The 26,450-nt window shown below is 57.9% G+C and carries 25 protein-coding genes; 19 read left to right on the plus strand and 6 right to left on the minus strand.

The features are described from left to right. Window positions 1-100 precede the first annotated feature (100 nt). The 12 genes from dnaA (at window position 101) to ACGHP5_RS00060 (ending at window position 10,115) form a co-directional block, all read left to right on the plus strand. Window positions 101-1,513, plus strand: coding sequence for a chromosomal replication initiator protein DnaA (gene dnaA / locus ACGHP5_RS00005; protein WP_290532005.1), 1,413 nt, complete (start codon window positions 101-103; stop codon window positions 1,511-1,513). A 204-nt stretch (window positions 1,514-1,717) separates the two neighbouring features. Then, on the plus strand, window positions 1,718-2,176 hold the full coding sequence (locus ACGHP5_RS00010; protein WP_390567732.1) for a hypothetical protein: 459 nt from the start codon (window positions 1,718-1,720) through the stop codon (window positions 2,174-2,176). Between the two features lie 2 nt (window positions 2,177-2,178). Beyond that, window positions 2,179-3,081: a helix-turn-helix transcriptional regulator gene (locus ACGHP5_RS00015; protein ID WP_390567734.1), complete on the plus strand. Its 903-nt coding sequence runs from the start codon at window positions 2,179-2,181 to the stop codon at window positions 3,079-3,081. A gap of 40 nt (window positions 3,082-3,121) precedes the next feature. After that, entirely contained in the window at window positions 3,122-3,646 is a 525-nt protein-coding gene (locus ACGHP5_RS00020; RefSeq protein WP_290532008.1) for a cupin domain-containing protein, read from the plus strand. Window positions 3,647-3,762: 116 nt separating this feature from the next. Beyond that, window positions 3,763-3,975 carry a hypothetical protein gene (locus ACGHP5_RS00025; protein WP_290532009.1) on the plus strand — a complete coding sequence of 71 codons (213 nt, stop codon included), beginning with the start codon at window positions 3,763-3,765 and terminating at the stop codon, window positions 3,973-3,975. An 84-nt stretch (window positions 3,976-4,059) separates the two neighbouring features. After that, window positions 4,060-4,524, plus strand: coding sequence for a thioredoxin-dependent thiol peroxidase (gene bcp / locus ACGHP5_RS00030; RefSeq protein ID WP_290532010.1), 465 nt, complete (start codon window positions 4,060-4,062; stop codon window positions 4,522-4,524). Window positions 4,525-4,543: 19 nt separating this feature from the next. Next, the gene (gene recA / locus ACGHP5_RS00035) at window positions 4,544-5,560 is read left to right on the plus strand and encodes a recombinase RecA (RefSeq protein ID WP_290532011.1); all 1,017 of its coding nucleotides are present in this window, start codon (window positions 4,544-4,546) and stop codon (window positions 5,558-5,560) included. A gap of 3 nt (window positions 5,561-5,563) precedes the next feature. Next, window positions 5,564-7,783, plus strand: coding sequence for a bifunctional (p)ppGpp synthetase/guanosine-3',5'-bis(diphosphate) 3'-pyrophosphohydrolase (locus tag ACGHP5_RS00040; RefSeq protein WP_290532012.1), 2,220 nt, complete (start codon window positions 5,564-5,566; stop codon window positions 7,781-7,783). Window positions 7,784-7,787: 4 nt separating this feature from the next. Next, window positions 7,788-8,243, plus strand: a complete 456-nt coding sequence (locus ACGHP5_RS00045) for a hypothetical protein (protein WP_337757355.1) — start codon at window positions 7,788-7,790, stop codon at window positions 8,241-8,243. A gap of 1 nt (window position 8,244) precedes the next feature. Continuing rightward, window positions 8,245-8,589, plus strand: coding sequence for a hypothetical protein (locus tag ACGHP5_RS00050; protein ID WP_390567738.1), 345 nt, complete (start codon window positions 8,245-8,247; stop codon window positions 8,587-8,589). A 24-nt stretch (window positions 8,590-8,613) separates the two neighbouring features. Continuing rightward, window positions 8,614-9,000, plus strand: coding sequence for an HIT family protein (locus ACGHP5_RS00055; protein ID WP_390567740.1), 387 nt, complete (start codon window positions 8,614-8,616; stop codon window positions 8,998-9,000). A 659-nt stretch (window positions 9,001-9,659) separates the two neighbouring features. Continuing rightward, window positions 9,660-10,115 carry a helix-turn-helix transcriptional regulator gene (locus ACGHP5_RS00060; RefSeq protein ID WP_295900889.1) on the plus strand — a complete coding sequence of 152 codons (456 nt, stop codon included), beginning with the start codon at window positions 9,660-9,662 and terminating at the stop codon, window positions 10,113-10,115. A gap of 323 nt (window positions 10,116-10,438) precedes the next feature. Here the strand turns inward: ACGHP5_RS00060 and ACGHP5_RS00065 are convergent, their stop codons facing one another. Beyond that, window positions 10,439-11,125, minus strand: coding sequence for a formate/nitrite transporter family protein (locus ACGHP5_RS00065; protein WP_390567742.1), 687 nt, complete (start codon window positions 11,123-11,125; stop codon window positions 10,439-10,441). A 176-nt stretch (window positions 11,126-11,301) separates the two neighbouring features. Here ACGHP5_RS00065 and ACGHP5_RS00070 point away from each other — a divergent pair, with 176 nt between their 5' ends. Beyond that, window positions 11,302-12,159, plus strand: a complete 858-nt coding sequence (locus tag ACGHP5_RS00070; RefSeq protein WP_390567744.1) for a metal ABC transporter solute-binding protein, Zn/Mn family — start codon at window positions 11,302-11,304, stop codon at window positions 12,157-12,159. Continuing rightward, the gene (locus ACGHP5_RS00075; RefSeq protein ID WP_390567746.1) at window positions 12,156-12,926 is read left to right on the plus strand and encodes a metal ABC transporter ATP-binding protein; all 771 of its coding nucleotides are present in this window, start codon (window positions 12,156-12,158) and stop codon (window positions 12,924-12,926) included. Before ACGHP5_RS00070 ends, ACGHP5_RS00075 begins: the two co-directional genes overlap by 4 nt. A 57-nt stretch (window positions 12,927-12,983) precedes the next feature. On the opposite strand, the gene ACGHP5_RS00080 is transcribed toward ACGHP5_RS00075, so the two are convergent. The 3 genes from ACGHP5_RS00080 to argS all read right to left on the minus strand — a co-directional run bounded on the left by ACGHP5_RS00080 (window position 12,984) and on the right by argS (window position 16,320). Continuing rightward, the gene (locus ACGHP5_RS00080) at window positions 12,984-13,271 is read right to left on the minus strand and encodes a hypothetical protein (protein WP_022062441.1); all 288 of its coding nucleotides are present in this window, start codon (window positions 13,269-13,271) and stop codon (window positions 12,984-12,986) included. A gap of 146 nt (window positions 13,272-13,417) precedes the next feature. Then, a complete protein-coding gene (locus ACGHP5_RS00085; RefSeq protein ID WP_295900903.1) occupies window positions 13,418-14,425 on the minus strand; it encodes a hypothetical protein in 1,008 nt (335 codons plus the stop codon). A 113-nt stretch (window positions 14,426-14,538) separates the two neighbouring features. Next, window positions 14,539-16,320 carry an arginine--tRNA ligase gene (argS, locus tag ACGHP5_RS00090; RefSeq protein WP_390567750.1) on the minus strand — a complete coding sequence of 594 codons (1,782 nt, stop codon included), beginning with the start codon at window positions 16,318-16,320 and terminating at the stop codon, window positions 14,539-14,541. Window positions 16,321-16,443: 123 nt separating this feature from the next. Here argS and ACGHP5_RS00095 point away from each other — a divergent pair, with 123 nt between their 5' ends. Both ACGHP5_RS00095 and dusB read left to right on the plus strand, forming a co-directional pair. After that, a complete protein-coding gene (locus tag ACGHP5_RS00095; protein WP_390567752.1) occupies window positions 16,444-17,715 on the plus strand; it encodes a hemolysin family protein in 1,272 nt (423 codons plus the stop codon). Next, the gene (gene dusB / locus ACGHP5_RS00100) at window positions 17,712-18,734 is read left to right on the plus strand and encodes a tRNA dihydrouridine synthase DusB (protein ID WP_390567754.1); all 1,023 of its coding nucleotides are present in this window, start codon (window positions 17,712-17,714) and stop codon (window positions 18,732-18,734) included. The genes ACGHP5_RS00095 and dusB overlap by 4 nt, the downstream gene beginning before the upstream one ends. 51 nt (window positions 18,735-18,785) lie before the next feature. Here the strand turns inward: dusB and ACGHP5_RS00105 are convergent, their stop codons facing one another. After that, window positions 18,786-20,276 (minus strand): glycoside hydrolase family 125 protein, encoded by a 1,491-nt coding sequence (locus ACGHP5_RS00105; RefSeq protein WP_337756056.1) that lies wholly within the window; start codon window positions 20,274-20,276, stop codon window positions 18,786-18,788. A 35-nt stretch (window positions 20,277-20,311) separates the two neighbouring features. After that, the gene (locus ACGHP5_RS00110; protein WP_390567756.1) at window positions 20,312-21,490 is read right to left on the minus strand and encodes a glycoside hydrolase family 76 protein; all 1,179 of its coding nucleotides are present in this window, start codon (window positions 21,488-21,490) and stop codon (window positions 20,312-20,314) included. Window positions 21,491-21,707: 217 nt separating this feature from the next. On the opposite strand from ACGHP5_RS00110, the gene ACGHP5_RS00115 reads away from it, so the two are divergent. The 3 genes from ACGHP5_RS00115 to ACGHP5_RS00125 are packed head-to-tail and all read left to right on the plus strand — an operon-like array spanning window position 21,708 to window position 26,433. After that, the gene (locus ACGHP5_RS00115; protein WP_295900918.1) at window positions 21,708-22,889 is read left to right on the plus strand and encodes a glycoside hydrolase family 43 protein; all 1,182 of its coding nucleotides are present in this window, start codon (window positions 21,708-21,710) and stop codon (window positions 22,887-22,889) included. Further along, the gene (locus ACGHP5_RS00120) at window positions 22,876-24,579 is read left to right on the plus strand and encodes an arylsulfatase (RefSeq protein WP_390567758.1); all 1,704 of its coding nucleotides are present in this window, start codon (window positions 22,876-22,878) and stop codon (window positions 24,577-24,579) included. The genes ACGHP5_RS00115 and ACGHP5_RS00120 overlap by 14 nt, the downstream gene beginning before the upstream one ends. Before the next feature lie 33 nt (window positions 24,580-24,612). Beyond that, window positions 24,613-26,433: a glycoside hydrolase family 2 protein gene (locus ACGHP5_RS00125; RefSeq protein ID WP_390567760.1), complete on the plus strand. Its 1,821-nt coding sequence runs from the start codon at window positions 24,613-24,615 to the stop codon at window positions 26,431-26,433. The last annotated feature ends 17 nt before the right edge of the window (window positions 26,434-26,450 follow it).

Raw genomic sequence — 26,450 nt, forward strand, 5'->3', positions numbered from 1 at the left:
TTCTATATACAAAAAAAGGAGAACTGCAACATAAAATCGAAAATCTTTTTGCAAAATTATTCACAACTTTGTCACATCAAAAATAGTGCAACCCTCTGTCATGTTAAACAACACACGGACATATAGCGATATGTGGCAACACTGCTTGGACCAGATCAAGGCCCGGACCTCCGCCGAGGAGTTCGAAAAGTGGTTTCAGCCCATCGTCCCGCTCGAATTCGACGGCACGACGCTTCGCTTGAGGGTTCCCAATGAAAGTTACGTCCGCCAGATCGAGAAGAACTATATCCCGTTCCTCAAGCCGATCATCTCGCAGCTCTACGGGCAGCAGACGCGTCTCCACTACGCCGTGCCCCGCACAACAGCCCCCGCGGTCCCCGTGGCGGCGGATTCCGACACGACGGCCATCTCGCGCTTCAACACGCAGACCAACACCGCAAATATAAAGAATCCCTTCGTAATTCCGGGACTCAAGAAGATAATTATCGACCCGCAGCTGAACCCGAACCTCACGTTCGCGACTTTCATCGAGGGCGAATGCAACCGGCTGGCCCGCTCGGCGGGCATGTCCGTGGCGGTGAACCCGGGCAACAACCCCTTCAATCCCCTCTATATATATGGAGATTCGGGGCTGGGAAAGACCCACATCGTGCAGTCGATCGGCCATGAGGTGCGCCAGCGCCATCCGGAGCTGCAGGTGCTGTACGTCTCGATGAACAAGTTCCAGGCACAGTTCCAGACGGCCTACAAGAACGGCGAGATTCCCGACTTCATCCATTTCTACCAGATGATCGACGTGCTGATCATCGACGACATCCAGGAACTGACGGGAAAGACGGGTACGCAGAACGCCTTCTTCAACATCTTCAACCACCTGCAACTGGCGGGCAAACAGCTGATTCTCACGTCGGACAAGCCGCCCGTGGAACTGAAGGACATCGAGCAGCGACTGCTGACCCGTTTCAAATGGGGACTGTCGGCCCAGCTCAACACGCCGGACTACGACACGAAGCTCAAGATCATCCGCGCCAAGGCGCAGAAACTCGGGGCGCAGATCACGGACGACGTGGTGGCGTACCTCGCGGACAACATCTCGGCCAACGTGCGGGAAATCGAAGGCGCATTGTCGTCGCTGGTGGCCAACGCCTCGTTCCTCGGACGCAAGATCACCACGTCGCTGGCCAAGGAGATTCTGAAGGTTTACGTAAAACTCTACCAGAAGGAAATCACCATCGACCACATCATCGAGGTCGTGTGCGAATACCTCAATCTGGACTTCGCACGCTTCAACTCCACGGAGCGCACGCGCGAAATCGCCCAGGCCCGGCAGATCGCCATGTACCTGGCCAAGCAGCACACCAAGGCGCCGCTCACCACGATCGGGTCGGCCATCGGAGGCCGCAACCACGCCACAGTGCTCCACTCGTGCAAGGCCGTGACGAACCTCATCGAGACCGACAAGGCGTTCCGCCGCCAGGTCGAGGAGATCGAAAAAAAGGTGCTCGCCCAATAATCCGGCAGGAGACCGGGGCGGGGCGACAAGGCGCTTGCACAGTAGCCCGGCAAGACGAAAAGAAAGGGCAGGGGCAGGGCCGAGGGCGGAATCGTCTCCGAAAAATGGCAATCAACGCCCGAACCGGGTGCACATACCGTAACCACAAACAGAGGACCGTGACAGACAATGTCACGGTTTTTTCGTATATTTGTAAAAAACAGTATGAAATCATTCGTCATTCTCTTGATTGCTTCATTTTCGGGAATCGCAAACTGCCATGCAATTATTCCGGATACCGTATATATCAGGAAGCCGGAAAGCATAGGGCTGATATATAGAAATTTAGAAGTTATCGCAAACGACGGCTACAAAATCGAAACCTGGTTTTTCCCTGCACAAAACCCGCCGTCCGAAAGCGAGCTGCGGAATCCGAACGAAAACCGCCGAACCTACGAAGCACCGGATGGGGCAAAGCGCCCGACCATAATCATATGCAATGGCGATGCTGGCAATATACCCGAAACGACTCCCAAAGAGTTGATGATTGTCGAGAATGCCGCTCACGGCGGAAAGGAAGACCCGATGCTGATTGCATTCGATGACTTCATAAACAGAACATCCGATTTTCTCATGGCTAATTTACGACCTCTGCACGGCGAACAGCCGTCTGCTACCGAATAATCATGGACCAGCCCAAACTCGAACGCCTGCTGCGGCTGATGAAGCTGCTGACGGCAAACACCACCTACAACGTCGACCAGCTGGCCGAACGGCTCGCGATGTCGCGCCGCACGGTCTACCGGTATATCGACACCTTCCGCGAAGCGGGGTTCGTGATCAAGAAATCGGGCGACTGCATCCGTCTCGACAAGGAGTCGCCGCACTTCCGCGACATCTCGCAGCTGGTGCACTTCACCGAGGAGGAGGCCGTGATCCTGAAAAACGCCATCGAGAACATCGACGACACCAACCTGCTGAAGCAGAACCTCAAGCGCAAGCTCTACTCCGTCTACGACAACAAGACGCTGGCCGACACCGTCGTGCGGGGCAAGAACGCCCCGAACATCCGGCGGCTGATCGAATCCATCGAGCAGGAGCGGCAGGCCGTGCTGCACGGCTACCAATCGGCCCACGGAGGCGGGGTCCGCGACCGCAGGGTAGAGCCTTTCGCCTTCACGACCAACTACGTGCAGGTGTGGTGCTACGACCTCGAAAGCCACACCAACAAACTCTTCAAGACATCGCGCATCGGCTCCGTGGAGCTGTCCGGCACGGCGTGGGAGCACAAAGAAGCCCACAGCGAGGGATTCATCGACGCCTTCCGCATGCACGGCGGAACGCGCCGCCGCGTGCGGCTGGAGCTGGGAATGCTGGCCTACAACCTGCTGTGCGAGGAGTATCCGCTGGCCGAACGCGACGTGAAGCCGCTGGGACGGGGACGCTGGTCGCTCGACACGGAGGTGGCCGGAATGGCCGGGGTGGGACGCTTCGTCGTGGGACTGCTGGACGACATCCGCATCGTCGATTCCCCCGAACTGACGAGCTATATCCGCGAATATATTGTGGCGAACGCCCCGAAAATGTAAATTTTTCACTATATTACCGCAAACATTAAAAGCAAACGATATGAAACGAAATCACCTTCTGACAGCCACCGTACTGTGCCTGGCACTCGCCGCCGCATCCTGCTGCCGGCAAGCCCCGGCCACGCAGGAAAAAACTCCCGCCGAACCCGTCTCGCTGAAAGATCACGGTGCCGAACCTACGGTGCTGAACATCGAAAGCCACACGCTCGCGAACGAGAATTTCCGGACCGCATTGTGGACCGGCGACAACTTGCAGGTGACGCTGATGGCGATTCCCGTCGGCGGCGACGTGGGGCTGGAGCAACACCACGGCATCGACCAGTTCCTGCGCGTGGAGGAGGGCACGGCGCGCGTGATGATGGGCGACAGCGGGGACAACCTCGACTTCGTGCGCGAGGTCTCGGACGACTACGCGATCCTGGTTCCGGCCGGAAAGTGGCACAACATCGTCAACACGGGCGACAAACCGCTGAAAATCTATTCGATTTACGCTCCGGCGGAACATCCCCACGGCACGGTCCACAAGACCCGGCAAGAGGCCATGGAGGCCGAACACCACCATTAGCCGAACAACCCGCCGTCGACCGACGGCGGGTATGTTTTTTCACTATTTTAATGTAGTGTCACAACCTGTCACTCGCAAGCCGTTCCTTTGTAGCGTGAACCAAAAACAAGAAGACAATGGGAACAGCTTACAAAATCAGGTGCAAGCACTGCGGAGCGCAGTTCGAGCACTCCATGCAGCCGGGCTACGGCCTGCTGCCGATGTGCGTCGGGTGCGGCGAATACGTCGAGACCGAAACGGCCATCCGGTGTCCTGCCTGCCTGCACCGGCTCAACACCACGCAGGAGGAGTTCAACGAGCAGATCGAAGTGACCTATCAATGGGATTAGGCCGCAAAAAAGTCGCCCGGGAAGCATGGAAATCGCCGGAAAATTCATACCTTTGAGAAAATAATCTCTTTTTCGGAAAACGCTATGACACAGCTGCAGGCGGGGGAGATGGCCCCCGATTTCAAGTCCACGACCCAAGACGGTGAGCCTCTGACGCTTGCCGATCTGCGAGGACAGCGCACGATACTTTATTTTTATCCCAAGGACAACACCTCGGGCTGTACGCTCGAAGCCAAAAGCCTGCGCGACGGCAAGGCCGAACTGACACGGATGGGATTCCGCATCGTCGGCGTAAGCCCCGACAGCGAGAAGTCGCACCGCAGCTTCTGCGACAAGCACGAGCTGAATTTCACGCTGCTCGCAGACACCGACCACTCGGTGTGCGAAGCCTACGGCGTGTGGGCCGAAAAGTCGATGTACGGCCGCAAGTACATGGGTGTGCTGCGCACGACGTTCGTGATCGACGCCCAAGGGCGCATCGAGAAGATTTTCACCAAGGTGGACACCAAGAACCACTACCAACAGATCATTGATTCCTACAAACAGTAAAAAAAAACAAAAACGCAATATGGCAGAAAAAGTACAGGTAAACGCGGACAAGCTCAAGGTGCTGGACGCGGTGATGCAGAAAATAGAGAAGGACTTCGGCAAAGGCTCGATCATGCGCATGAACAGCACCGAAGTGAACGACATTCCGGTTATCCCGACGGGTTCGATCACGCTCGACATGGCGCTCGGCGTAGGGGGCTATCCCAAGGGCCGCGTCGTGGAGATCTACGGTCCCGAGTCGTCGGGTAAGACCACGCTGGCGATCCACGCCATCGCCGAGGCGCAGAAGGCCGGCGGCATCGCGGCATTCATCGACGCCGAGCACGCCTTCGACAGTTTCTACGCACAGAAACTGGGCGTGGATGTCGACAACCTGCTCATTTCGCAGCCCGACAACGGCGAGCAGGCGCTCGAAATCGCCGACTCGCTGATCCGTTCGAGCGCCATCGACATCATCGTCATCGACTCCGTGGCGGCACTGACGCCCAAGGCCGAGATCGAGGGCGAGATGGGCGACTCGAAGATGGGCCTCCAGGCCCGGCTGATGTCGCAGGCCCTGCGCAAACTCACGTCGAGCATTTCGAAGACCAAGACCGTCTGCATCTTCATCAACCAGCTGCGCGACAAGATCGGCGTGGTCTACGGCAACCCCGAGACCACCACGGGAGGCAACGCGCTGAAATTCTACGCTTCGGTGCGCATCGACATCCGCCGCATGTCGGTCATCAAGGACGGCGAGGACCAGCTGGGAACCCGCACGAAGGTCAAGGTCGTGAAGAACAAGGTGGCGCCCCCGTTCAAACGCGCGGAGTTCGACATCATGTTCGGCGAGGGCATCTCGAAGATCGGCGAGATCGTCGACCTGGGCGTCGATTACGGCGTGGTCAAGAAGGCCGGATCGTGGTTCTCCTACGGCGACCGCAAGATCGGACAGGGACGCGACGCCGTCAAGGAGCTGCTGAAAAACGACGAGGAGCTGCGCAACGAGATCGAGGCCAAGGTCCGCGAGGCCATGAAGACCACCAAAAAGGAATAGTCTATGGGATATACTGCCGAGGATGAAGACCTTATAAAGGAGAAATGGGACGACCTGCTCCTCTCGTGCACCAAGATCTGTAAGAACGACGAGGACTGGAACTTCATCAAACGTGCATTTTTCCTGGCCAAGGAGGCACACGAGGGGGTAAGGCGCCGCTCCGGCGAGCCGTACCTCCTGCATCCTATTGCAGTAGCCAAGATCGTCATCGAGGAGATCGGGCTGGGCGTGAAATCGGTCGTCGCGGCGCTGCTGCACGACGTCGTGGAGGACACGGAATACTCCGTGGAGGACATGGAACGCATTTTCGGGCCGAAAATCGCCTCGATGGTCGACGGACTGACGAAGATGTCGGGCGTGTTCAACGCCGACACCTCCGAGCAGGCCGAATATTTTCGCAAAGTGCTCCTCACGCTCTCCGACGATGTGCGGGTAATTCTGATAAAGATCGCCGACCGCCTGCACAACATGCGCACGCTGGGCGCGATGCCGATGAACAAGCAGATCAAGATCACGGGCGAGACGATCTACCTCTTCGCGCCGCTGGCCTACCGGCTGGGACTCTACTCGATCAAGAGCGAACTGGAGGACCTCTGCATGAAGTACCGCTTCCCGCAGCAATATGCCGAAATCACGCAGAAACTGCAGGAGAGCGAAGCTTCGCGCCGGGAGTTCATCGACAAGTTCAACGCCCCGATCATCGCCTCGCTCAACCGCGACAACATCAACTACGAAATTTCGGGACGCGTGAAAAGCGTCTACTCGATCTGGAGCAAGATGCAGCGCAAGCAGATCCCCTTCGAGGAGATTTACGACCTGTTCGCCATCCGCATCGTCTTCAAGCCGCTGCCGTTCCCCTCGGAAAAAACCCAGTGCTGGCAGATTTACTCCACGATCACCGACATCTACACCCCCAAGCCCGACCGGCTGCGGGACTGGATTTCGATGCCCAAGGCCAACGGCTACGAGGCGCTGCATTCGACCGTGATGGGCCCCGACGGAGTATGGGTCGAGGTGCAGATCCGCACGCAGCGCATGGAGGACATCGCCGAACGCGGGTTCGCCGCCCACTGGAAATACAAGCATGCGACCATTTCGCAGGACGAGGACGAGTTCGACAAGTGGCTGAAACAGATACGCGCGGCGCTGAACAGCCCGACGGAAAACGCCGTGGACTTCCTGGACAACTTTAAGTTATCGCTGTATACATCGGAAATAGTGGTGTTTACACCCAAGGGCGAGGCCCGAAAAATGCCGTTCGGAGCCACGGCCCTCGACTTTGCGTACGACATCCACTCGAAGATCGGGAACAGCGCCATCAGCGCCAAGATCAACCACAAACTCGAACCGATCACCACGCAGATCAACAGCGGCGACCAGATCGAGATCATCACGGCCGACAATGCCCGTCCCAAGCCCGAATGGCTCGAAACGGTTACCACAGCCAAGGCCAAACAGTCGATCAAGAGTTTCCTCAAACGCGAGCGGCAGAACAACATCGAACGGGGCATGCAGATGCTCGACGATAAGATGAAGTCGCTGAACGTCAAGCTGAGCGGCCGCGTGCTGCGCAAGATCACGCCCATTTACGACAGCAAGAACAAGGAGGAGCTATACAGCAAGATCGGGGCGGGAATCGTCTCGCTCGACAACCTGGACAAAGCCCTCAAGGTCAACTCCAAGAGCAAAATACTCAAATTCTGGACCCTCTTCATCCCCCAGAAGAAGGAGGACGAGGCGGACGACACCGCGATTCCGGGCGAAATCGCCCCGGCGGAGGAGGCTCCGGCCACGGAACCGCAGTTCGAGATCGCAGAGTGCTGCAAGCCCATTCCGGGCGACAAGGTGGTAGGGTACCGCGACCCCGCCACGGGGAACATCGTCGTACACAAGGCCACGTGCGACGAGCTGAACCGTCTTGCGACGCAGTTCGGCCGCAACATCGTCAAGGAGGAGATCAAATGGTCGCAGCACAAGGCCATGTCATACCTGGTGACCACGGAACTGCGCGGCATCGACCGGCAGGGCATTCTTCTCGACCTGGCGAAGGTCGTGAGCGCCGATTTCAACATCAATATCCGCGAAGTGAACATCCACAGCCACGACGGCATCTTCGAAGGCAGCGTCAGCCTCTACGTGAAGGACGCGGAAAGCCTTCACGCCGTGATGGACAAACTGCGCAAGATAAAGGGTATAGAGAGTGTCAAACGAACATTGAGTTAAGGTCATGGAGGATTTTGCAACGGTAATATGGGTCGTAATCATCGCCGGAGCGATGGTATTCAACGTCGTATCGCAATCGCGCAAGGCCCGCGGAAAGGGCGCCCACGCCCCCGGCCACGAAGAGGCGTGGCCCTCGCAGGCACACCCGGCGGCCGAACCGGCCCCACGCCCTGCGCCGCAGCCCGTTGCACCCGTTTTTCCGGACGAATGCCAGAGTCTGGAGGAGATTCCGGCCGAGGAATACGCGCCGGAATATACGATGCCGAAAGCCGCCGAGACGGGGCATTTACGCCATCAGACCGTCAACCGGCTCGTGAACGACGCCGGGAATGACGAAATCGCCGCGCATTCACTCACGAACGATGTGCCGGATACGGCAGCCACGTCCCTGACCGGGGAATTCGACCTTCGGCAGGCAGTCATCTATTCGGAGATCCTGAAGCCCAAATTCGAAGAATAACATGCCAAAAAACGAAAGCGAACGCCCCCTGACGCCCGAAGAGATGCGTTGGCGGGCCGCCGCTTGGGACCCGGAAAAATGGCTGGCCGAATACCGTCGGCGGGAAGCCGCGAAAACAATCCGAATGCAGCGCAGAGCGCTTTGGTTCTGGGGAGCGTTATTCACGGCATGGGCGATTTTCGGGCTTTTTGCGGAACCGGACAAGTTCACATTCACAGACAGCCTGCTGCTGCTGATGATCGTCATCAACGCAGGTATGGCCATCCGGGAATTGATCCGCAACAAGCGGATCGCCGCAGGCAGGGATGCGGAGGAGCCAGTGTCCGGCGATTCTGCCACAGAATAGAGGAATACCTAAAAACAAAAGGATATGGCAACCATTTTTTCACGCATCATCGCAGGGGAGATACCCTCGTACAAAGTAGCCGAAAACGAGGACTACTACGCATTTCTCGACATCAATCCGCTGACGAAAGGCCATACGCTGGTCGTACCCAAAAAGGAGGTGGACTATATTTTCGACCTCGACGATCGAACGCTGGCGGGCATGATGCTCTTCACCAAGGAGGTCGCAGCCAAAATCAAGCGGGAAATAGCGTGCGCAAGGGTCGCAGTCGTCGTTTTAGGGCTTGAAGTACCCCATGCACACATCCATCTGATCCCCATCCAGAGCGAAAACGACGTGGATTTCCACCGTGAAAAGCTCAAATTGACGCCGGAAGAGTTCCGCGAAATCGCCGATAAACTCTCGAAATAGAAGACTGTTTACAATTATATAATAAGCTGTATTTAAGCCGGATAGTGGGTTATTAACACTATCCGGCTCTCTTTTATTTAACATAATATATACGAAATCCGGAGAAGTTACTAAAACATCGGATAAGGGTTTGGAAATAGCTTGAAAATGCATTCATTTTTGCAGAATAGGGTAGCTTATTTGCAAATGTAAATGAACAGCGGTCATGCTATTTCCATATGTAATTACATTTGTAACAAACCTTTGTTGCGTATAGCTGTTGATAGTTACAATTGTAACCAGCACTCAACATCCCTATAAACTCTTCCCTTGGGACAGCCAGGAGGTTATTAAAGCATTAAACATTTCAAAAATCACGCATTAATAATCAGATATTTACACATATTACATAAAGCAATGATTCGGTTATATGGCATTGAATTAGATAATCTCATGCTACATACGCGCAACGCCGAGAATTAATATCATAATCACATAAAAGCCATCAATTTAATACTATTTACCTAAAATGATGCTTTACCAAATAGCTTGTATATAAATTTAACCATATTAATCTATTTACACTTGTAAACTTTATCGACACTTATTAACATTTTACAAATGTAGATTTTACTTGCTTTACAAAAGAAAAAACTTTATATTTGTAAAAAATTACGCTGATGAGGGAAAAATTGCTCGATTTGATGAAAAGCGAAGGATTGAAGCCGAGCCAGCTTGCGGAACTGCTCGAAATCAATCCGGCGGGAATTTCCCATATTCTCGCCGGACGGAACAAACCGGGCTTCGATTTGTTGCAGAAGATTCTCCGGAGGTTCCCGCGGATCAATCCCGACTGGCTGCTGCTCGACTCGGACAAAATGTATCGCGACAGCAAGTCCGAACAATCCGCATCGGCTGCTGCGTCCGAATCGTCGATCTCCGACGGGTTGTTCGGTCCGGTCCGGAACACGCCATCCAACCCGCCGCATCAGGAGCCGACTCCAGCAGCACCCGAAAATTCCGCTCCCCAGATAGCCGCTCCGTTTTCCGGTACACGGACAGACGCCGCTGTCCGGCGGATCGTAATATTGTACGACGACCTTACCTTCGAGAGCTTCACGCCGACAAAGCGTTAAAATCCATCGCCCGGAATATTTTTACGAATATTGCACGCACGGGAAGATAAAATTCTCCCTCGGAAGCACAAATCCAAAAAGAATTCAATTCAGAATCAAACCGGCGGCGGCAGCAGAAAGTCCCCGGCCTCGTCATCCGCCATCGAAGGCTACCGATTCGGACGAAGAAACCGAATCGTCCGGCAAATCGTTCGACCAGCCGCAATCGAGAAAGCATCCCGATTTAAGGGATGCTTTCTCGATTGCGGATCTTCCGGCACACAATGTGCAAAGTCCAAGTTTGAATTAATATTGCTATTATGTTAAATTATGGCCGCTATATATTAATTATCGGACACGGTGACCGATGCACCGTGCATCATACCCAGCGGAATGAAAAACATATTGGCCACGCTGTGTTCATAACCGATTGCCACAAAACACATTATCGGAAAGAATAATCCCAGCAGCCGGCCCGCGACATCGTTGGCACTCAACCCCAGCCACACGGCCAGGCACACCAGCCAGTTGGCGCCGATGCCACGCAGGAACACGGTCAGCCACGGCATCGAGACCTTTGCCTCGGCAACACCGACGGCCGCCGAACGCCACGCTTCGGCAGAGAGCATCCCGGGAAGTTTCACGAGGAAACAGGCGAAAAACAGCGATCCGACAAAATTGCCAATATACACCAGCATCCAATTTTCCAGTACTTTACGCCATCCGTAACGTCGTCCCAACGCACCGGGAACCAGCACGGCATTATTGCCCGTAAAGAGTTCCGCTCCCGCGAAAACTACCAGCATAAGTCCCAGCGGGAAGACGAGACCGGAGAGCAGGCGCTGCAATCCCGGAGCCAGGGCCATCGACGGAAAGCCATACCCTATCACGATGGAAAACAAGCCTCCCATGGAAATATAAGCGCCTGCTAAAAACGATAAAATCAATATTTTGCGAACGGGAAGCGAAATCTTGTCGGAGGCGGCCCTCTCCACCAGGGCGAGAACCTCTTTCGGATTGTTTATCGGCATACGGGGGGGGGCTTTTAATCGGGGCCAAAGATAGACATTTCGGCCGAAACGACAAAACTGGAACATAAAAGCCGATTACTACGGGTATTTTTATTATTTTTGTATATTCATATAATGACAAGAAAAGCGGCTTGGAGGACTACCCTACCGCATAAAACCATAAACCATAGATTGCAATGCGTAAATTATCGGCATACTTACTGGCAGCACTGCTGCTCGCGGCCTGCACGCCGGAACAACCCGCCGGGGAAAATACGTTTTACGTCTCGATCCCCCCGCTGCGCAGCATCGTGGAGGGGATTGTCGGCGACGATTTCAAAATCGAGGTGCTCGTGCCGCCCGGAGCAAGTCCCGAGACGTTCGAGCCGACGCCCCGGCAGTTCGTGGAGCTGAACAAGGCACAGCTCATTTTCAACGTGGGATTGATCGACTTCGAAACCACCCTGCTGGGCAAAGTCGGGGATCAGGCGAAAGTCGTGAACTTGAGCCGCGGTATCGACCTGATCGCAGGCTCCTGCTCGCACGGCCACCACGGACACGACCACGGGCATGCCCACGGTGTAGACCCCCACGTCTGGACCTCGCCCAAAGCCCTGCAAACGATGGCCGCAAACGCCTACGAGGCAATTCGCAACGCCTATCCCGACTCGGTGAAATACGAGGCCGGCTACAACCGGCTGCGCAGCACGCTCAAGGAACTGGACATCCGCACGGCGGAGAAGATCGCCCGGAGCGGCGTGAAGTACTTCATCGTCTACCATCCCGCACTCACCTACTACGCACGCGATTACGGACTGCGGCAGGTGGCCATCGAAGCCGACGGCAAGGAACCGTCGGCCAAACAGCTGACGGCGGTTATCCGGCAGGCCCGCGAGGACGGCATGCGGCGGATTTTCTACCAGAACCAGTTCCCGGCATCGACCGTGGAGATCATCGCCCGCGACATCGACGCCGAATACGTGGAGATCGACCCGCTGGACGAAGACGCCATCGGCGCAATCGACGCAATGACCGATTCAATCACGGCAAAATGAATCTGGTAACGCTGCGCGACGTAAGTGTCGCATACGACGGCTACGAGGCCCTCCGGCACGTCGACCTGGAGATTGCGGACCACGATTTCCTGGGGGTCATAGGTCCCAACGGCGGCGGGAAAACGACGCTCGTGAAGGCCATCCTGGGAACCGTCCCCCACACCGGAAAGCTGACTCTCGCCCCGGAGCTGTTCCGCGGGAAGGAACGGCTGATCGGCTACATGCCGCAGATTTCGGATTTCGACCGCGCATTCCCGATCTCGGTGCTCGAAGTCGTGCTGTCGGGATTGCAGGGCCGCCGCGGATTCCGCACCCGCTACACAAAAGAGGACCGTGCCAGGGCAATGGAACTGCTTGCGGCATCGGGAATCGCCGACACGGCCCGCAGCCCCATCGGCGAGGTGTCGGGCGGGCAGATGCAGCGGGCGCTACTGGCCCGGGCCGTGATCTCGGACCCGAAACTGCTGATCCTGGACGAACCCGCGAATTTCGTGGACAACAAATTCGAGAAGGAGCTTTACCGCACGCTGCATGAACTGAACGCCCGCATGGCGATCGTCATGGTGTCGCACGACATCGGCACGATCACCAGCATCGTGAAGGAGATCGTCTGTGTCAACCGGCAGGTTCACCGCCACCGCTCGAACATACTGACCGAGGAGCAGCTGCGCAACTACGACTGCCCGATCCAGCTGGTATCGCACGGGCATATCCCCCACACCGTACTGGAGCACCATCCCGGCGACTGTTGCCGCGACCACGAATAAAACGAACGGAGAGCCCCGTATGAGGCGCTCCGTGGTTTTTCGACGAAGGGGACTACCCTATTTCTGTTCGTTGATCTTGCTCAACTTTTCGAAAAGTTTGCCGAAAACGTCGTCCATCTCGGCGCGCAGGGCGGCGTAATGCTTGCGGACAAGCGACGGATTGTGCGGCTCGGCAGGATTCATCGCTTTGGCGAACAGGTCGTTGCGAACGCCGACGGCCTCCTGCATCACCTCGAAAATTTCCTTCTCTTTCGAAGGCTGGAAACAGATAGCCATATCGCAGTCGAAAACAACCTCCTCAAGGCGGTAGTCAATCTCCTTCTTCAGGTTCCGTAAATTTGCCATATTCAGTCGGTTTTAAAATTTTTGCTCTGACAAAGGTAATAAAACGTTTCGGATTATCAAACATTTTCGGACTGCCGCCCCGGGAAATAATTCCGAGGGCGAGCGGCGGACAAAAAAAGATTCCGGATTTCCGGAATCTTTTCTCATTACATTTTTTCGAGCTCCTTGTAGGTTTTTTTGGCGGCCTTCTCGGCTTTCTTGGCGGCCTTGGCCTCCTTCTTTGCAATCTTTTTGGCGGCCTTCTCCTGCTGGCGGACTATCTTCTGTGCTTCGCGGGCCTCTTTTTTGGCGAGTTTCTCGGCGGCCCTCGCCTCCTTCTTCACCTCCCGGGACTCCTCGCGCATCTCCTTCTTGTATTCGTGCTCGTCGGGCATCTCGACGATGATTCCGTTCACCTGCTCGTCGACAACCACATACGGTTCAGCGGGTTGTGCGGGCTGCGGCTGCGGAGCCGGTTTGGGCTTGGGGATCATCGTGCGCTGCTCGACGATATTGCCCGCACCGTAACCGATCGTCAGTTCGACGCGGCGCAGTTTCGGCAGAACGTTCTTTTTCAAGTAGTTCCATGCGGCGGGCATCTTCTTGAGCGCCATCTCCTTTTGGTCGGGCGACTGCTTGCCGTCGATGACATTCAGCACGGACTGCCGGTCGGGCATCGACGACTGTGCGACCAGCGCGCGGCACGTCTCCCAGTCCTCGGCGACGGAATTCACCGTCACGTCGTACTTTTTCGAGAAATCGTACTTCTTATCCACATAAGCCTTGAAATCGTTAGCCCGCTTGGCAGCCAGCGCTTCATTGAATTTCAGCGGGCCGTCGGGAGACGAATAGCCCGTGATCGTCACGGCGCAGACCTGCCGGAGCGTGTCCTTCGCGAGGTTGCCCGCAAAGGCGTTGAGTCCGTCCAGCTCCTGCGAATTGCCGTTGAGCGTGGCGTTGAGCGTCGCCAGATTGATCTGGTAGCGGATCGAATAGTCGGCGTCGCCGCGGCTTTTGACGATGAACCTGCGTACGATGTAGTCTCCGTCGGTGGTCTCCGACAGCAATACGGTATCGGCCGCAGGCGCCGGAACCGCACTCTTGGTTTGGGCCGTCGCTCCGGCAGCGGCACACAACGCGAGAGAAAGAGCGAAAGTTGATACAAATGTTTTCACGCTAAAATAGTGTTAGTTAACGCCCTCGTCTCTCGCAAGATTCGTACCACGCTAACGGCACGAAAAAACGGAAGCTTCGCCGAAACCTCCGTTTTTCATTATCACAGAATGCGTTACATCCGTTCGGGAACGTCGATGCCCAGCAGTTTCATACCCTCCTTGATGACGCGGGCGACCTGCTGCGCCAGTTGGAGGCGCATCTTGCGCACCCCGGCGTTCTCCTCCTTGAGGATCGAATGGTCGTGATAGTAGCCGTTGAACTGCTTGGCCAGTTCGTAGACATAGGCCCCGACGACCGACGGCGCGAAACTCTCACCTGCGGCGCAAACCACCGACGGATACTCCGTCAGCGACTTCACCAGGTCGATCTCCTCGCGCAGGTAGTCCGCCGTGGCGGCCCCACTGAAGTCGATGCCCGCCTCGGCGGCCTTGCGCAGCACCGACCGGATACGCGCGTGGGTATATTGGATGAAAGGACCCGTATTGCCGTTGAAGTCAATCGACTCGCGGGGATCGAACAGCATCGTTTTCTTGGGATCGACCTTGAGGATGAAGTATTTGAGCGCCCCCAGTCCGACCATCGTCGAGACGGCGCCGGCCTCCTCCTCCGAGCATCCGTCGAGTTTGCCCAGCTCGGCCGACATCTCGCGGGCCGTCGAGACCATCCCTTCGATCAGGTCGTCGGCATCGACCACCGTACCCTCGCGCGACTTCATCTTGCCCTCGGGAAGCTCCACCATGCCGTAGGAGAGGTGGGTGATATGGTCGCTCCAGTCGGCGTAGCCCAGTTTCTTGAGCACCAGTTTCAACACCTGGAAGTGGTAGTTCTGTTCGTTGCCCACGACGTAGATCATGTCGTCGAGGCGGTTGTCCTCGAAACGGCGGAAGGCCGTGCCGAGGTCCTGCGTCATGTAGACCGACGTGCCGTCGCCGCGCAGCAGCAGCTTCTCGTCCAGCCCGTCGGCCGTGAGATCGATCCACACCGAGTTGTCGGGACGACGGTAGAAGACACCCTTCTTGAGGCCCTCCTCGACGAGCGACTTGCCCAGCAGGTAGGTCTGCGACTCGTAGTAGACCTTGTCGAAATCGACGCCCAACGCCTTGTAGGTCACGTCGAAGCCCTCGTAAACCCAGCCGTTCATCGTCTCCCAGAGCGAGTATACCTCGGGGTCACGGGCCTCCCACTTGCGCAGCATCTCCTGCGCCTGGAGCATGATCGGGGCGTTTTTCTTGGCCTCGTCCTCCGACTGTCCCTGCGCAACCAGCTCCCTGATCTGCGCCTTGTAGTGTTTGTCGAACTCCACGTAGTACTTGCCCACGAGGTGATCGCCCTTCATCCCCGACGAGGCGGGGGTTTCGCCGTTTCCGTACAGTTTCCACGCCAGCATCGACTTGCAGATGTGGATGCCGCGGTCGTTCACCAGGTTGGCCTTGATGACCGTATGGCCGTTGGCCTTGAGAATCTGCGCCACGGAGTAACCCAGCAGATTGTTGCGGATATGGCCCAGGTGGAGCGGCTTGTTGGTGTTGGGCGACGAGTACTCGACCATCACGGTACGGCCCGTCGCGGGAGCCTGCCCGAAACGTTCGTCGGCGACGACCTCGGCGAAACGGGCCGCCCAGAACGCGCTGTCGAGCGAAAGGTTGAGGAAACCTTTGATCACGTTGAACGACGCGATCTCGGGGACGTTGGCCGCCATGTATTCGCCGATTTCGGTCGCGGTGGCTTCGGGCGACTTGCGGCTTCGCCGGAGCAGCGGAAAGGTTACGAGGGTATAGTCGCCCTCGAACTCCCTGCGGGTCTTCTGAATCTGCAACTGCTCGTCGCCAAGCTCACCGTAAAGCGTCTCCACCGACCGGCGGACCGCATCCGAAATAAAGGTTTCGATATTCATATCCAATAGATTTTGCCTGCAAATTTAGCGTTTTTCGGCGAATAAGCAATTCCCGCGGGACCATATTCTTTGGATTTAACCCGACATCCATTATCTTTGCGACACAAACCGACAAGACATTCCATGGAAATTCTCGTCATTCTGCTGCTGATCCTGCTCAACGGGCTGTTCGCCATGTCGGAGATCGCACTCATTTCGGCCCGCCGCTCGAATCTGGAGATGCAGGCCCGGCAAGGCAGCGCAGGCGCCCGTCAGGCCCTGAAACTGGCCAAAGACCCCGACCGGTTCCTCTCGACCGTACAGATCGGCATCACCCTGATCGGCATTCTCACGGGTATCTACTCCGGCGACACGCTGGCGGCGAAATTCGGCGGAGAGCTGGCCCGGCTGGGCATTCCGCTGCGCACGGCGACCGTCACGGCGCAGATCACGATCGTCATCGCGGTCACCTACCTCACGATCATCTTCGGCGAACTGGTCCCCAAACGCATCGGCATGAACGCCGCCGAACGGGCCGCGAAGATCGTAGCACGCCCCATGCGGGCGCTTTCGCTCGTGGCGTCGCCCTTCGTGTGGCTGCTCTCCAAAAGCACGTCGGGCATCACACGCCTGTTGGGGCTGCACAAGGCCGAGAGCAAGGTCACCGAGGCGGAAATCCGCTCGATCATCCAGGAAGGAGCCGAGGACGGCGAGGTGCAGGCGGTCGAGCAGGAGATCATGGGCCGCGTCTTCTCGCTGGGCGACCGCACGGTGGAGTCGATCATGACCCACCGCAGCGAACTGGTATGGATCGACGCGGCGGCCGATGCGGCGCAGATCCGCGAGGCGGTGGCCCGCGCTCCCCACAACCGCTACCCCGTCGGCGAGGGAAGTCTCGACAAACTGCTGGGCGTGGTCTACCTCAAAGACCTCTTCCTGCATCTGGACGACAAGGGATTCGACCTGCGCACGCTGGTCGTCCCGGCGAAATTCTTCCACGAAGGATTCGAAGTCTACAACGCCCTCGAACAGCTGCGCACGGAACAGCTGGGCTACGGCATCATCTGCGACGAATTCGGCGTGACGCGCGGCATCATCACCCTGCGCGACATCTTCGAAGCCCTGGTCGGCGAACTGCCCGACCCGCGCGAGGAACCCGACATCGTACGCCGCGAGGACGGCAGCTGCCTGGTCGACGGGCAATGTCCCTTCTACGACTTTCTCGACTGGTTCGGCCTGGAAAACGACCTGCCCTGCAATACCTATAATACGGTCAGCGGCCTGATCCTCGACCAGCTGGCACACATTCCCGCCACGGGCGAGAAACTGGAATGGAACGGATTCACGTTCGAAATCGTGGACATGGACGGCGCGCGCATCGACAAAATCCTCGTCAGCCAGAGACAACAGTCATGAAGATCGCAAATATAGAACTGGGCGAACGCGCCCTGCTGCTCGCACCGATGGAGGATGTGACCGACCCGTCGTTCCGCTACATGTGCAAACGCTTCGGCGCCGACATGGTCTACACGGAGTTCATCTCGTCGGACGGACTGATCCGCGACGCGGCCAAATCGCTCAAGAAACTCGAAATCGACGACGCCGAACGCCCCGTAGGCATTCAGCTGTACGGCCACCTGATCGAACCGATGGTCGAGGCGGCACGCATGGCCGAGGCGGCCGGTCCCGACGTGATCGACATCAATTTCGGATGCCCGGTGAAAAAGATCGCCGGACGCGGGGCCGGGTCGGGGATGATGCGCGACGTGCCGCTGATGGTCGAGATGACGCGCCGGATCGTCGAGGCCGTGAAGAAGCCCGTGACGGTGAAAACCCGCCTGGGATGGGACGAGGAGTCGAAAAACATCGAAGAGATAGCCCTGCGGTTGCAGGATGTGGGCATTGCGGCCCTCACCATTCATGGCCGCACGCGGGCGCAGATGTACCGCGGAGAGGCCGACTGGACGCTGATCGGAAAGGTGAAGAACAATCCGCAGATCCGCATTCCGATCATCGGCAACGGCGACATAGATTCGGGTCCCAAAGCCCGGGAGATGTTCGACCGCTACGGCGTGGACGGCGTGATGATCGGCCGCGCGACCTACGGCCGGCCGTGGATATTCCGCGAGGTGAAGCACTACCTCGCCACGGGCGAAGAGCTGCCGCAGCCGTCGGTCGCGGAACGCGTGGCCATCGCGAAGGAACATTTGCAGAAATCGCTCGAAATCAAGGGAGACCATGTCGGAATCCTCGAAATGCGGCGCCACATGACCAACTATTTCAAGGGGCTGCCCGACTTCAAGTCCACACGGCTGAAACTCGTGACGTCGCTCGACACCGCCGAGCTGTTCGCGACGCTCGACGAGATCGCCTGCCGCTGGGGCTGCTACGATTTGAGCGGAGCGGTTCCCGCGCCGCTGTCGCATAACCTGTAAAACAAAACGGGGTTGCAACTACTGCAACCCCATTTATATTCGTATCGGCTCTTACTCGACCGTAATGCTGTTCAACAGGCCGGTCTTCCCTTCGTTGACCAATTTCAGGATCAGTTCCCCGAACAGCGTGTTCTGCCACGCGAACCACGAACGCGTGAACTTCGCAGGGTCGTTCTTGTGAAAGGACTCGTGCATGAAGCCAGTGCCCGCATCCGTCGTCAGAAGCATCTCGATACATCTTTTGATCTCCGCGTCGTCCGTCGACGTGAAGGCCTTCATCATGATGCTCATCGGCCAGATCATGTCGTAACCGATATGAGGTCCCCCGATGCCTTCGCCCGCCGAACCCCGGAAGAAGTAGGGATTCGACTCGCTCCAAACGAAACGACGCGTATTTCGGTAGATCGGGTCCTTCACGTCCACATCGCCCAGGTACGGCATCGCAAGCAGGCTCGGAACGTTCGCGTCGTCCATCAGAAAGCGGTTCCCGTAGCCGTCCACCTCGAAGGCGTAGATCCGGCCGAAGTCCGGGTGGTCGTACGTGGCGTATTTCTGAAGGGCCGTCTCCACCTCGTCGGCAAGAGCCGTACATTCAGCGGCCAGTTTCTTCTCCCTGTTCACCTTCGTCAGGATTTCGGAAGCCTTGCGCAGCGACGTGACGGCCATGAAGTTCGAAGGAACCAGGAACAGGAACGTCGTGGCGTCGTCCGAGGGACGGAAAACAGAGGCGATCAGGCCCACAGGATTCACCGGGTTGCCCTTGCCGTCGTTGCACACCGTATCCAGCTGACGGGTCGTGTTACGCTGGAACGTATACGGACCTACTCCCTCCTTGCGCTGCTGTTCCCGGAACGTGCGAAGGATGTTCTTCATCGCCGACAGCCAGTGCTCGTCGAAGACCGAAGTGTCGCCCGTGACCTTCCAGTACTCGTAAGCCAAGCGCAGCGGGTAGCACAGCGAGTCGATCTCCCACTTGCGCTCATGAAGCTCCGGGCGCATCTTCGTCTTGTCCTTCATCCACTGGTGGTCCGGGTTCGGGTCGTAAGGGTCCAGGAAGGCATTCGCATACGGGTCCAGCTCGATGCATTTCATCTGGCGCCGGATAACGCCCGCAAGCATCCCCCGAAGGTGTTCGTCCTTGTTGGCAAGCTGGATGTAGGGCCACACCTGCGCCCCCGAATCACGGAGCCACATCGCGTGGATGTCTCCCGTATAGACCACCGTGTCGTCACGGCCGCTATCGTCCTTGCGGTAGCGGACCGTGGTGTCAAGCGTATTGGGAAAGCAGTTCTCGAACATCCACGCAAGTTTGCGGTTCGTGAGGACGCCCTTAACGCGCGCGATCTCCGATTCGACGGCGGCAGAGGTGAACAACCGATCCGAAGACGCGGGACGGTTCGTCTTCGAGTAGTCGGCGGAAACGACGCCCGAAACCCGGGTGGCGTCGGCGGCAATCAGCAGTTCGGCAGAGGCGACGGCGGGTGCACCCAAGCCCAGCAGAGCTGCAAAGGCAAAAATTCGGACTTTTGTGTTTTTCTTCATCTTTTCAATATGATTTTAAAGTTCGGTAAGTCGGTTTATTCGGCGACGGACGCCATGCGTGCCAGCATCTCGGCCAGCGCGGCCTGCGAAAGCAGCCACTTGCGGCCCTCACGGCCGCGGCCGCTCCAGTCGGCCAGAAGCCCCCGGGTGTCGCGGGCATGGGACCACGCATGGTCGAGCGTTTCGCGGAAGGCATTCAGACCGACATCCCGGCCGTCCTCGCGGTACAGTTCGATGAATCCGCGCAGCATCACGGCGTCGAACCAGATTTTGTCGCGCCGCAGTATCCGCACGGACCCGCCGCCGGGTTTGCGGACCGGCCGGAAGAAATGGGTCAGGCAGGCCGCGGCGGTCGCCTGCGCCTCGGAGAGGTAGCGTTTCCGGCCGGTGATCCGGTAGAGCAGTGCACCCGCCTGGATCATCTGGCCGCTGTTGTACGAATACTTGGTCTTATTGAGCGGCCCTTTCAGCGAAATGTGGTCGAAATAGAGGTTGTCGGAGGAGTCGAGGAGCTTCCGGCGCGTCCACTCGTAAAGCGCGCGGCCCTGTTCGAGGTAGTGCTCGCGGCCCGTCGCCAGATAGAGTTTCAGCGCAAAGACAGCCCCCGGCGCATTGGAACAGGTGTTTTTCGACTCTTTTTTCTGCTCGCACCAGTAGATGCCTCCGCCGAGCCGGTCGTCGGTTCCGCTGGCGATGAAAAGCCAGATGCGCTCCGCCTCGTCGAGGAAACGCTGCTGCCGGGTAGCGGCGTAGAGGTCGGTGAAGTCGATGCCGAGCCAGATGTTGTCGTCGTAGAATCGGTCCGAAACCGGAGCCGAAGCGATATAGGAGGCATAGGCGAAAGGCCGGCGGCGGTCGTCGGCATATTCCCGCAGTCCGGGCAGCACCACCGTGTCGAGCAGAGGTCCGTACGCCTCCCAGCCCACGGTCTCGACCAGCGCGACGACAGCCGACAACGTCCCGGAAAAGGGCCACAGGTAGGAAAACGGATTTCCCGCGGATTCCCCGGCGAGATAGGTGGCTTTGTAGGAAGCGTCGTCGGGATAATTCTCCCGGAGAAGTTTGGTCCCGGGAACGGAATAGCAGGCATAGAGCGAGTCGAGCGTCGCCGCGGCACGCAGAGCGTATTCGCCGCGCCGTTGAGCCGTCGCGGAGCCGGAGGCAAGAACGGCGCAGAACAGCAGCGCGAAAGCCGGGCGTTTGAGGAATACCATAAAATAATACACGATTTTGATTTGCATACAAATATAAATATATTAGCCGTTCCGCGACATCAATATTTGACCAATCGGCGATACATTTCCGCCAACCGGACCCCCTCCGGGCGATTTTGACTAAATCTTGCTTTTTTCTGATCAAAATATGGCAGGTAAAAAATTTTAAATTCCGAAATTTGTATTCGTAAATCAAGACCTTAAAACCGACCCAACCATGAAAATTCCCGTAAACGCTATGTCGCTGCGCCGGATTGCGGACCTGCTGGCCGCCCTGCCGCTCATCCTGTGCGTCTCGTGCGCGGGAAAGGAGACGATCCGGGACGACGTCTTCGAAAACCCCGTCATCCTCAAATACGAAAACACGTCGGTCTACTTCCACGAAGGACTCTACTATTACATTACCAACGACGCCGGGCGGCTGAACCTGTTCGTCAACGCGGACCCCACGCAGTTGGAGCGGACCGAACCCTGCACGGCCTGCCAGGCCAAGGAGCAGTACGGGCTGCTGCACATCTGGCATCCACAGATCGTGAACATCCGGGGAAAATGGTATGTTTATTTGAGCGCCGACGACGGCAACACGGACAACCATCAGATATACGTGCTCGAAAATCCGGAAAAGGACCCCCGCAAAGGAACCTTCACGATGCGCGGACGGATCAAAACCGACCCGGACGACAACTGGGCCATCCACGCCCACGTCTTCGAATACGACGGGGAACTCTACATGATCTGGTCGGGATGGGAGTCCCGCAGGGTCTACGCCGAGACGCAGGGCATCTACATCGCCAAACTGGAGAACCCCTGGACGCAGTGCACCCCGCGCGTCCGCATCTCCGTCCCCGAGCACGAATGGGAACGGCAGTGGGTAAACCCCAACGGCTACAAGACCGCTTACCCGGTCTACGTCAACGAAGCCCCGTTCTTCTTCGGCAACGACCGCACGGACCGGCTCTACATCTACTACTCGGCCAGCGCCATGTGGACCCCCTACTACGCGATCGGCGAGCTGTCGGCGGCCAAAGGCAGCGATCTGCTCAACGCCGCGTCGTGGAAAAAGAAGAGCAAACCCGTCTTCTCGATGAGCGATCCCGAATGGAAGGACGGAAAATTCGCCGCACCCGCAGCTACTCCGGGGGTATATGCCCCGGGACATCCCTACATCATCCCCTCGCCCGACGGAACCGAATATTTTCTGATTTACATGGCCCGGGACATCGTGGGCGACCCCTACCGCCCCTATTCGCGCACCGTGCGGATGCAGAAAATCGGATTTTCGGCGGAGGGAACCCCCGAACTCGGCTCCCCGGAACCGGTCGGCAAGGCGCTGAAAAAACCGTCCGGAGTAAAGACCGCATCTCAAAAACTCAACATAACGAACGATGAATCCGAGTAAACTAATTCTTCCCGTATCTCTGCTGACTGCAGCGGCCGCAGAGAGCCAGCATTGTGCGGCCAAGCCCAAGAAAGACGCACGGCCCAACGTGATCGTGATCCTGGCCGACGACCTGGGCTTCTCCGACATCGGGTGCTACGGAGGTGAAATCCATACCCCGAACCTCGACCGGCTGGCATCCCAGGGTCTGCGCTTCAACAACTTCTACAACACCAGCCGCAGCTGCCCCACCCGGGCGTCGCTGCTCACGGGACTTTACCAGCATCAGGCCGGAATCGGCCGGATGACCTTCGACGACCACCTGCCCGGATACCGCGGCACGCTGTCGAAGAACGCCGTGACCATCGCCGAAGTGCTCCGCGGCGCGGGTTACCACACGGGCATGGTCGGCAAATGGCACATCGCCGAGACGCCCCTGCGCCCCGACCAGCGCGAATGGCTCGCCCACCACGTTTACCACGAGGAGTTCGCCGACAAGATCAACTACCCCACCCACCGCGGCTTCGAGAAGTTCTACGGCACGATTTACGGCGTGGTGAACTACTTCGACCCGTTCAGTCTCGTGGACGGCGAGGAACCGGTGCGCGAAGTCCCCGAAGGGTATTACGTGACGGACGACCTCTCGCAGAGAGCCGTCAGCTACGTGAACGAATACGCCAAGGACGACAAGCCCTTCTTCCTCTACCTCTCCTACACGGCGCCCCACTGGCCCCTGCACGCCCTGCCCGAGGACATCGAAAAGTACAAGGATACCTATAAGGTCGGCTGGGAGGCCATCCGCAACCAGCGTTACGAGCGAATCAAGCAGCTGGGCATCTTCCCCGGACAGGAGGATTTCCTCTCGCAGCGCCAGTTCAGCGACAAGTGGGAGAACAACCCCACCGCCGAGTGGGACGCACGTGCAATGGCCGTACACGCCGCAATGGTCGACCGCATGGACCAGGGCATCGGCCGGGTGCTGGAGGCCCTGGAAAAGAACGGACAGCTGGACAACACGCTGATTCTCTTCCTCTCGGACAACGGGTGCAGCAGCGAGCAGTGCCAGAACTACTCGCCCGGAGAGAACGACCGTCCCGACATGACGCGTGACGGACGCCCCATCGTCTATCCGAAGAAAAAAGAGGTGATGCCCGGTCCCGAGACCTCCTACGCGTCGCTCGGCGCCAAGTGGGCGAACGTGGCCAACACGCCGTTCCGCTTCTGGAAAGCCAAGTCGTTCAGCGGGGGCATCTGCACACCCGTGATCGCCCACTGGCCCAAAGGACTCAAGAAGAGCCTGCGGGGCAAGGTCACCGACCAGATGGGCCACGTCATGGACATCATGGCCACCTGCCTCGACCTTTCGGGCGCCGACTACCCCGCCACCTACGACGGCAACGAGATCATTCCGCTGGAAGGCAAAAGCCTCGTGCCGGTGCTGCGCAAGGGCCAGCGCGAGGGACACGACTACCTGGGCTTCGAACACTTCAACGAACGCGCGTTCATCTCGAAAGACGGCTGGAAGATCGTCCGCCAGGGCAACAAGCACCCCTGGGAACTTTACAACCTGAACGACGACCGTTCGGAGCAGCACAACCTGGCCGGCGCGAATCCCGCAAAGGTCGAAGAGATGGTCGCAGCGTACGAGGAATGGGCAAAACGCTGCATGGTAGAGCCTTACCCCGGACAGTTCAAGAAGAAGAAACAGTAAACACTATATCCAAATCCACTTTATCAATTAGTAATGAAAAAAACAATTCTGACAACCGTGGCAGCGCTGAGCGTGCTGTGCACCTTTGCCCAGTGGAAACCCGTGGGCGACAAAATCAAAACGCCATGGGCCGAAAAGGTCGACCCGGCCAACGTGCTTCCCGAATACCCGCGTCCGCAGATGGTACGCTCGCAGTGGGTGAACCTCAATGGACTGTGGGACTATGCCATCAAACCCATCGGAGCCATGGAACCGAAAACGATGGACGGAAAGATCCTCGTCCCCTTCGCTGTCGAATCCTCGCTGTCGGGCGTGCAGAAGAGCCTCACCGAGAAGGATGAACTCTGGTACCGCCGCACGTTCAGCGTGCCCGCCGCCTGGAAAGGCAGCAACGTGCTGCTGAACTTCGGAGCGGTGGACTGGAAAGCCGACGTATTCGTGAACGACATTCTCGTAGGCTCCCACAAGGGCGGCTTCACGCCCTTCTCGCTCGACATCACCCCCTACCTGAAGGCCAAAGGCGACCAGAAGCTGGTCGTACGCGTGTTCGACGGTACGGACAAGGGATACCAGCCCCGCGGAAAGCAGGTGCTGAACCCCAACGGCATCTGGTACACCCCGGTCAGCGGCATCTGGCAGACCGTGTGGATCGAGCCGGTGGCGAAGAGCCACATCTCGGGCATCAAGGCCATTCCCAACCTGGACCAGAAGAACATCGCCGTAACCGTGGCGGCCGAAAACTGCACGACGGGCGACCTGGTGGAGGTGAAAATCCTCGACAAGGGCAAGCTCGTGGCTTCGGCAACGGGATTCCCCGGAAGTCCGCTGCGTCTGGGCATCGCCGAGCCGAAACTCTGGAGCCCCGGCTCGCCGTTCCTCTACGACATGGAAGTGTCGCTCAAGCAGGGCGGGAAAACCGTCGACAAGGTCGGTTCGTACACCGCCATGCGCAAGATCGGAACCATGCGCGACAAGGGCGGCATCGCCCGCATGACGCTCAACGACGAGCCGCTGTTCCACTTCGGCCCGCTCGACCAGGGCTGGTGGCCCGACGGACTTTTCACCGCACCGACGGACGAAGCGCTGCTGTTCGACATCCTGAAAACCAAGGAGCTGGGTTACAACATGATCCGCAAGCACGTGAAGGTGGAGCCGGCGCGCTGGTACTACCACTGCGACCGCGAAGGCATCCTCGTATGGCAGGACATGCCCTCGGGAGACATGGGCAACAAGTGGGAAATGTACACCTACAACGGCGGCACGGACAAGAACCGCACGCAGGAGTCAAAGGACAACTTCAGCAAGGAGTGGAAGGAGATCATGGATTTCTGCATGTCCTCCCCGAGCGTCGTGGTATGGGTCCCCTTCAACGAGGCATGGGGCCAGTTCGACACCGAGCGGATCGTGAACTGGACCATGGAGTACGATCCTTCGCGTCTGGTGAACCCCGCCAGCGGCGGCAACCACCGTCCCTGCGGCCACATGCTCGACCTGCACAACTACCCGGGTCCTGCGATGAAGCTCTTCGACCCGCAGCGCGTGAACGTGCTGGGCGAATACGGCGGCATCGGACTGCCCATGGAGGGACACCTCTGGTGGAACAAGCGCAACTGGGGCTACGTACAGTTCAAGACCCCGGAGCAGGTGACCGAAGAGTATGAGAAATATGCCAAGAACCTGATCAAATACGTGCGTCTGGGCTTCTCGGGCGCGGTTTACACCCAGACGACCGACGTGGAAGGCGAAGTGAACGGTCTGTTCACCTACGACCGCAAGGTGATGAAGGTGCTTCCCGAACGGCTCAAGGCCGCCAACAAAGCGGTGATCGAATCCATGCCGCTCAAGATGGAGTAACGCTCCCGGACCCTACA

This window comes from Alistipes sp. i18-0019-D1 (assembly GCF_042852885.1).
Taxonomy (GTDB): Bacteria; Bacteroidota; Bacteroidia; order Bacteroidales; family Rikenellaceae; genus Alistipes.

Bases quoted from the DNA above. Each gene is read 5' to 3' on its own strand.
- recA (WP_290532011.1), top strand. From the start codon at position 4,544: ATGGCAGAAAAAGTACAGGTAAACGCGGACAAGCTCAAGGTGCTGGAC.
- ACGHP5_RS00080 (WP_022062441.1), bottom strand. From the start codon at position 13,271: ATGGCAAATTTACGGAACCTGAAGAAGGAGATTGACTACCGCCTTGAG.
- dnaA (WP_290532005.1), top strand. From the start codon at position 101: ATGTTAAACAACACACGGACATATAGCGATATGTGGCAACACTGCTTG.
- dusB (WP_390567754.1), top strand. From the start codon at position 17,712: ATGAAGATCGCAAATATAGAACTGGGCGAACGCGCCCTGCTGCTCGCA.
- ACGHP5_RS00040 (WP_290532012.1), top strand. From the start codon at position 5,564: ATGGGATATACTGCCGAGGATGAAGACCTTATAAAGGAGAAATGGGAC.
- ACGHP5_RS00045 (WP_337757355.1), top strand. From the start codon at position 7,788: ATGGAGGATTTTGCAACGGTAATATGGGTCGTAATCATCGCCGGAGCG.
- ACGHP5_RS00010 (WP_390567732.1), top strand. From the start codon at position 1,718: ATGAAATCATTCGTCATTCTCTTGATTGCTTCATTTTCGGGAATCGCA.
- ACGHP5_RS00025 (WP_290532009.1), top strand. From the start codon at position 3,763: ATGGGAACAGCTTACAAAATCAGGTGCAAGCACTGCGGAGCGCAGTTC.
- ACGHP5_RS00110 (WP_390567756.1), bottom strand. From the start codon at position 21,490: ATGGTATTCCTCAAACGCCCGGCTTTCGCGCTGCTGTTCTGCGCCGTT.
- ACGHP5_RS00065 (WP_390567742.1), bottom strand. From the start codon at position 11,125: ATGCCGATAAACAATCCGAAAGAGGTTCTCGCCCTGGTGGAGAGGGCC.
- bcp (WP_290532010.1), top strand. From the start codon at position 4,060: ATGACACAGCTGCAGGCGGGGGAGATGGCCCCCGATTTCAAGTCCACG.
- ACGHP5_RS00015 (WP_390567734.1), top strand. From the start codon at position 2,179: ATGGACCAGCCCAAACTCGAACGCCTGCTGCGGCTGATGAAGCTGCTG.
- ACGHP5_RS00115 (WP_295900918.1), top strand. From the start codon at position 21,708: ATGAAAATTCCCGTAAACGCTATGTCGCTGCGCCGGATTGCGGACCTG.
- ACGHP5_RS00075 (WP_390567746.1), top strand. From the start codon at position 12,156: ATGAATCTGGTAACGCTGCGCGACGTAAGTGTCGCATACGACGGCTAC.
- ACGHP5_RS00020 (WP_290532008.1), top strand. From the start codon at position 3,122: ATGAAACGAAATCACCTTCTGACAGCCACCGTACTGTGCCTGGCACTC.
- ACGHP5_RS00095 (WP_390567752.1), top strand. From the start codon at position 16,444: ATGGAAATTCTCGTCATTCTGCTGCTGATCCTGCTCAACGGGCTGTTC.
- ACGHP5_RS00120 (WP_390567758.1), top strand. From the start codon at position 22,876: ATGAATCCGAGTAAACTAATTCTTCCCGTATCTCTGCTGACTGCAGCG.
- ACGHP5_RS00125 (WP_390567760.1), top strand. From the start codon at position 24,613: ATGAAAAAAACAATTCTGACAACCGTGGCAGCGCTGAGCGTGCTGTGC.
- ACGHP5_RS00070 (WP_390567744.1), top strand. From the start codon at position 11,302: ATGCGTAAATTATCGGCATACTTACTGGCAGCACTGCTGCTCGCGGCC.
- ACGHP5_RS00055 (WP_390567740.1), top strand. From the start codon at position 8,614: ATGGCAACCATTTTTTCACGCATCATCGCAGGGGAGATACCCTCGTAC.
- ACGHP5_RS00105 (WP_337756056.1), bottom strand. From the start codon at position 20,276: ATGAAGAAAAACACAAAAGTCCGAATTTTTGCCTTTGCAGCTCTGCTG.
- ACGHP5_RS00050 (WP_390567738.1), top strand. From the start codon at position 8,245: ATGCCAAAAAACGAAAGCGAACGCCCCCTGACGCCCGAAGAGATGCGT.
- ACGHP5_RS00060 (WP_295900889.1), top strand. From the start codon at position 9,660: ATGAGGGAAAAATTGCTCGATTTGATGAAAAGCGAAGGATTGAAGCCG.
- argS (WP_390567750.1), bottom strand. From the start codon at position 16,320: ATGAATATCGAAACCTTTATTTCGGATGCGGTCCGCCGGTCGGTGGAG.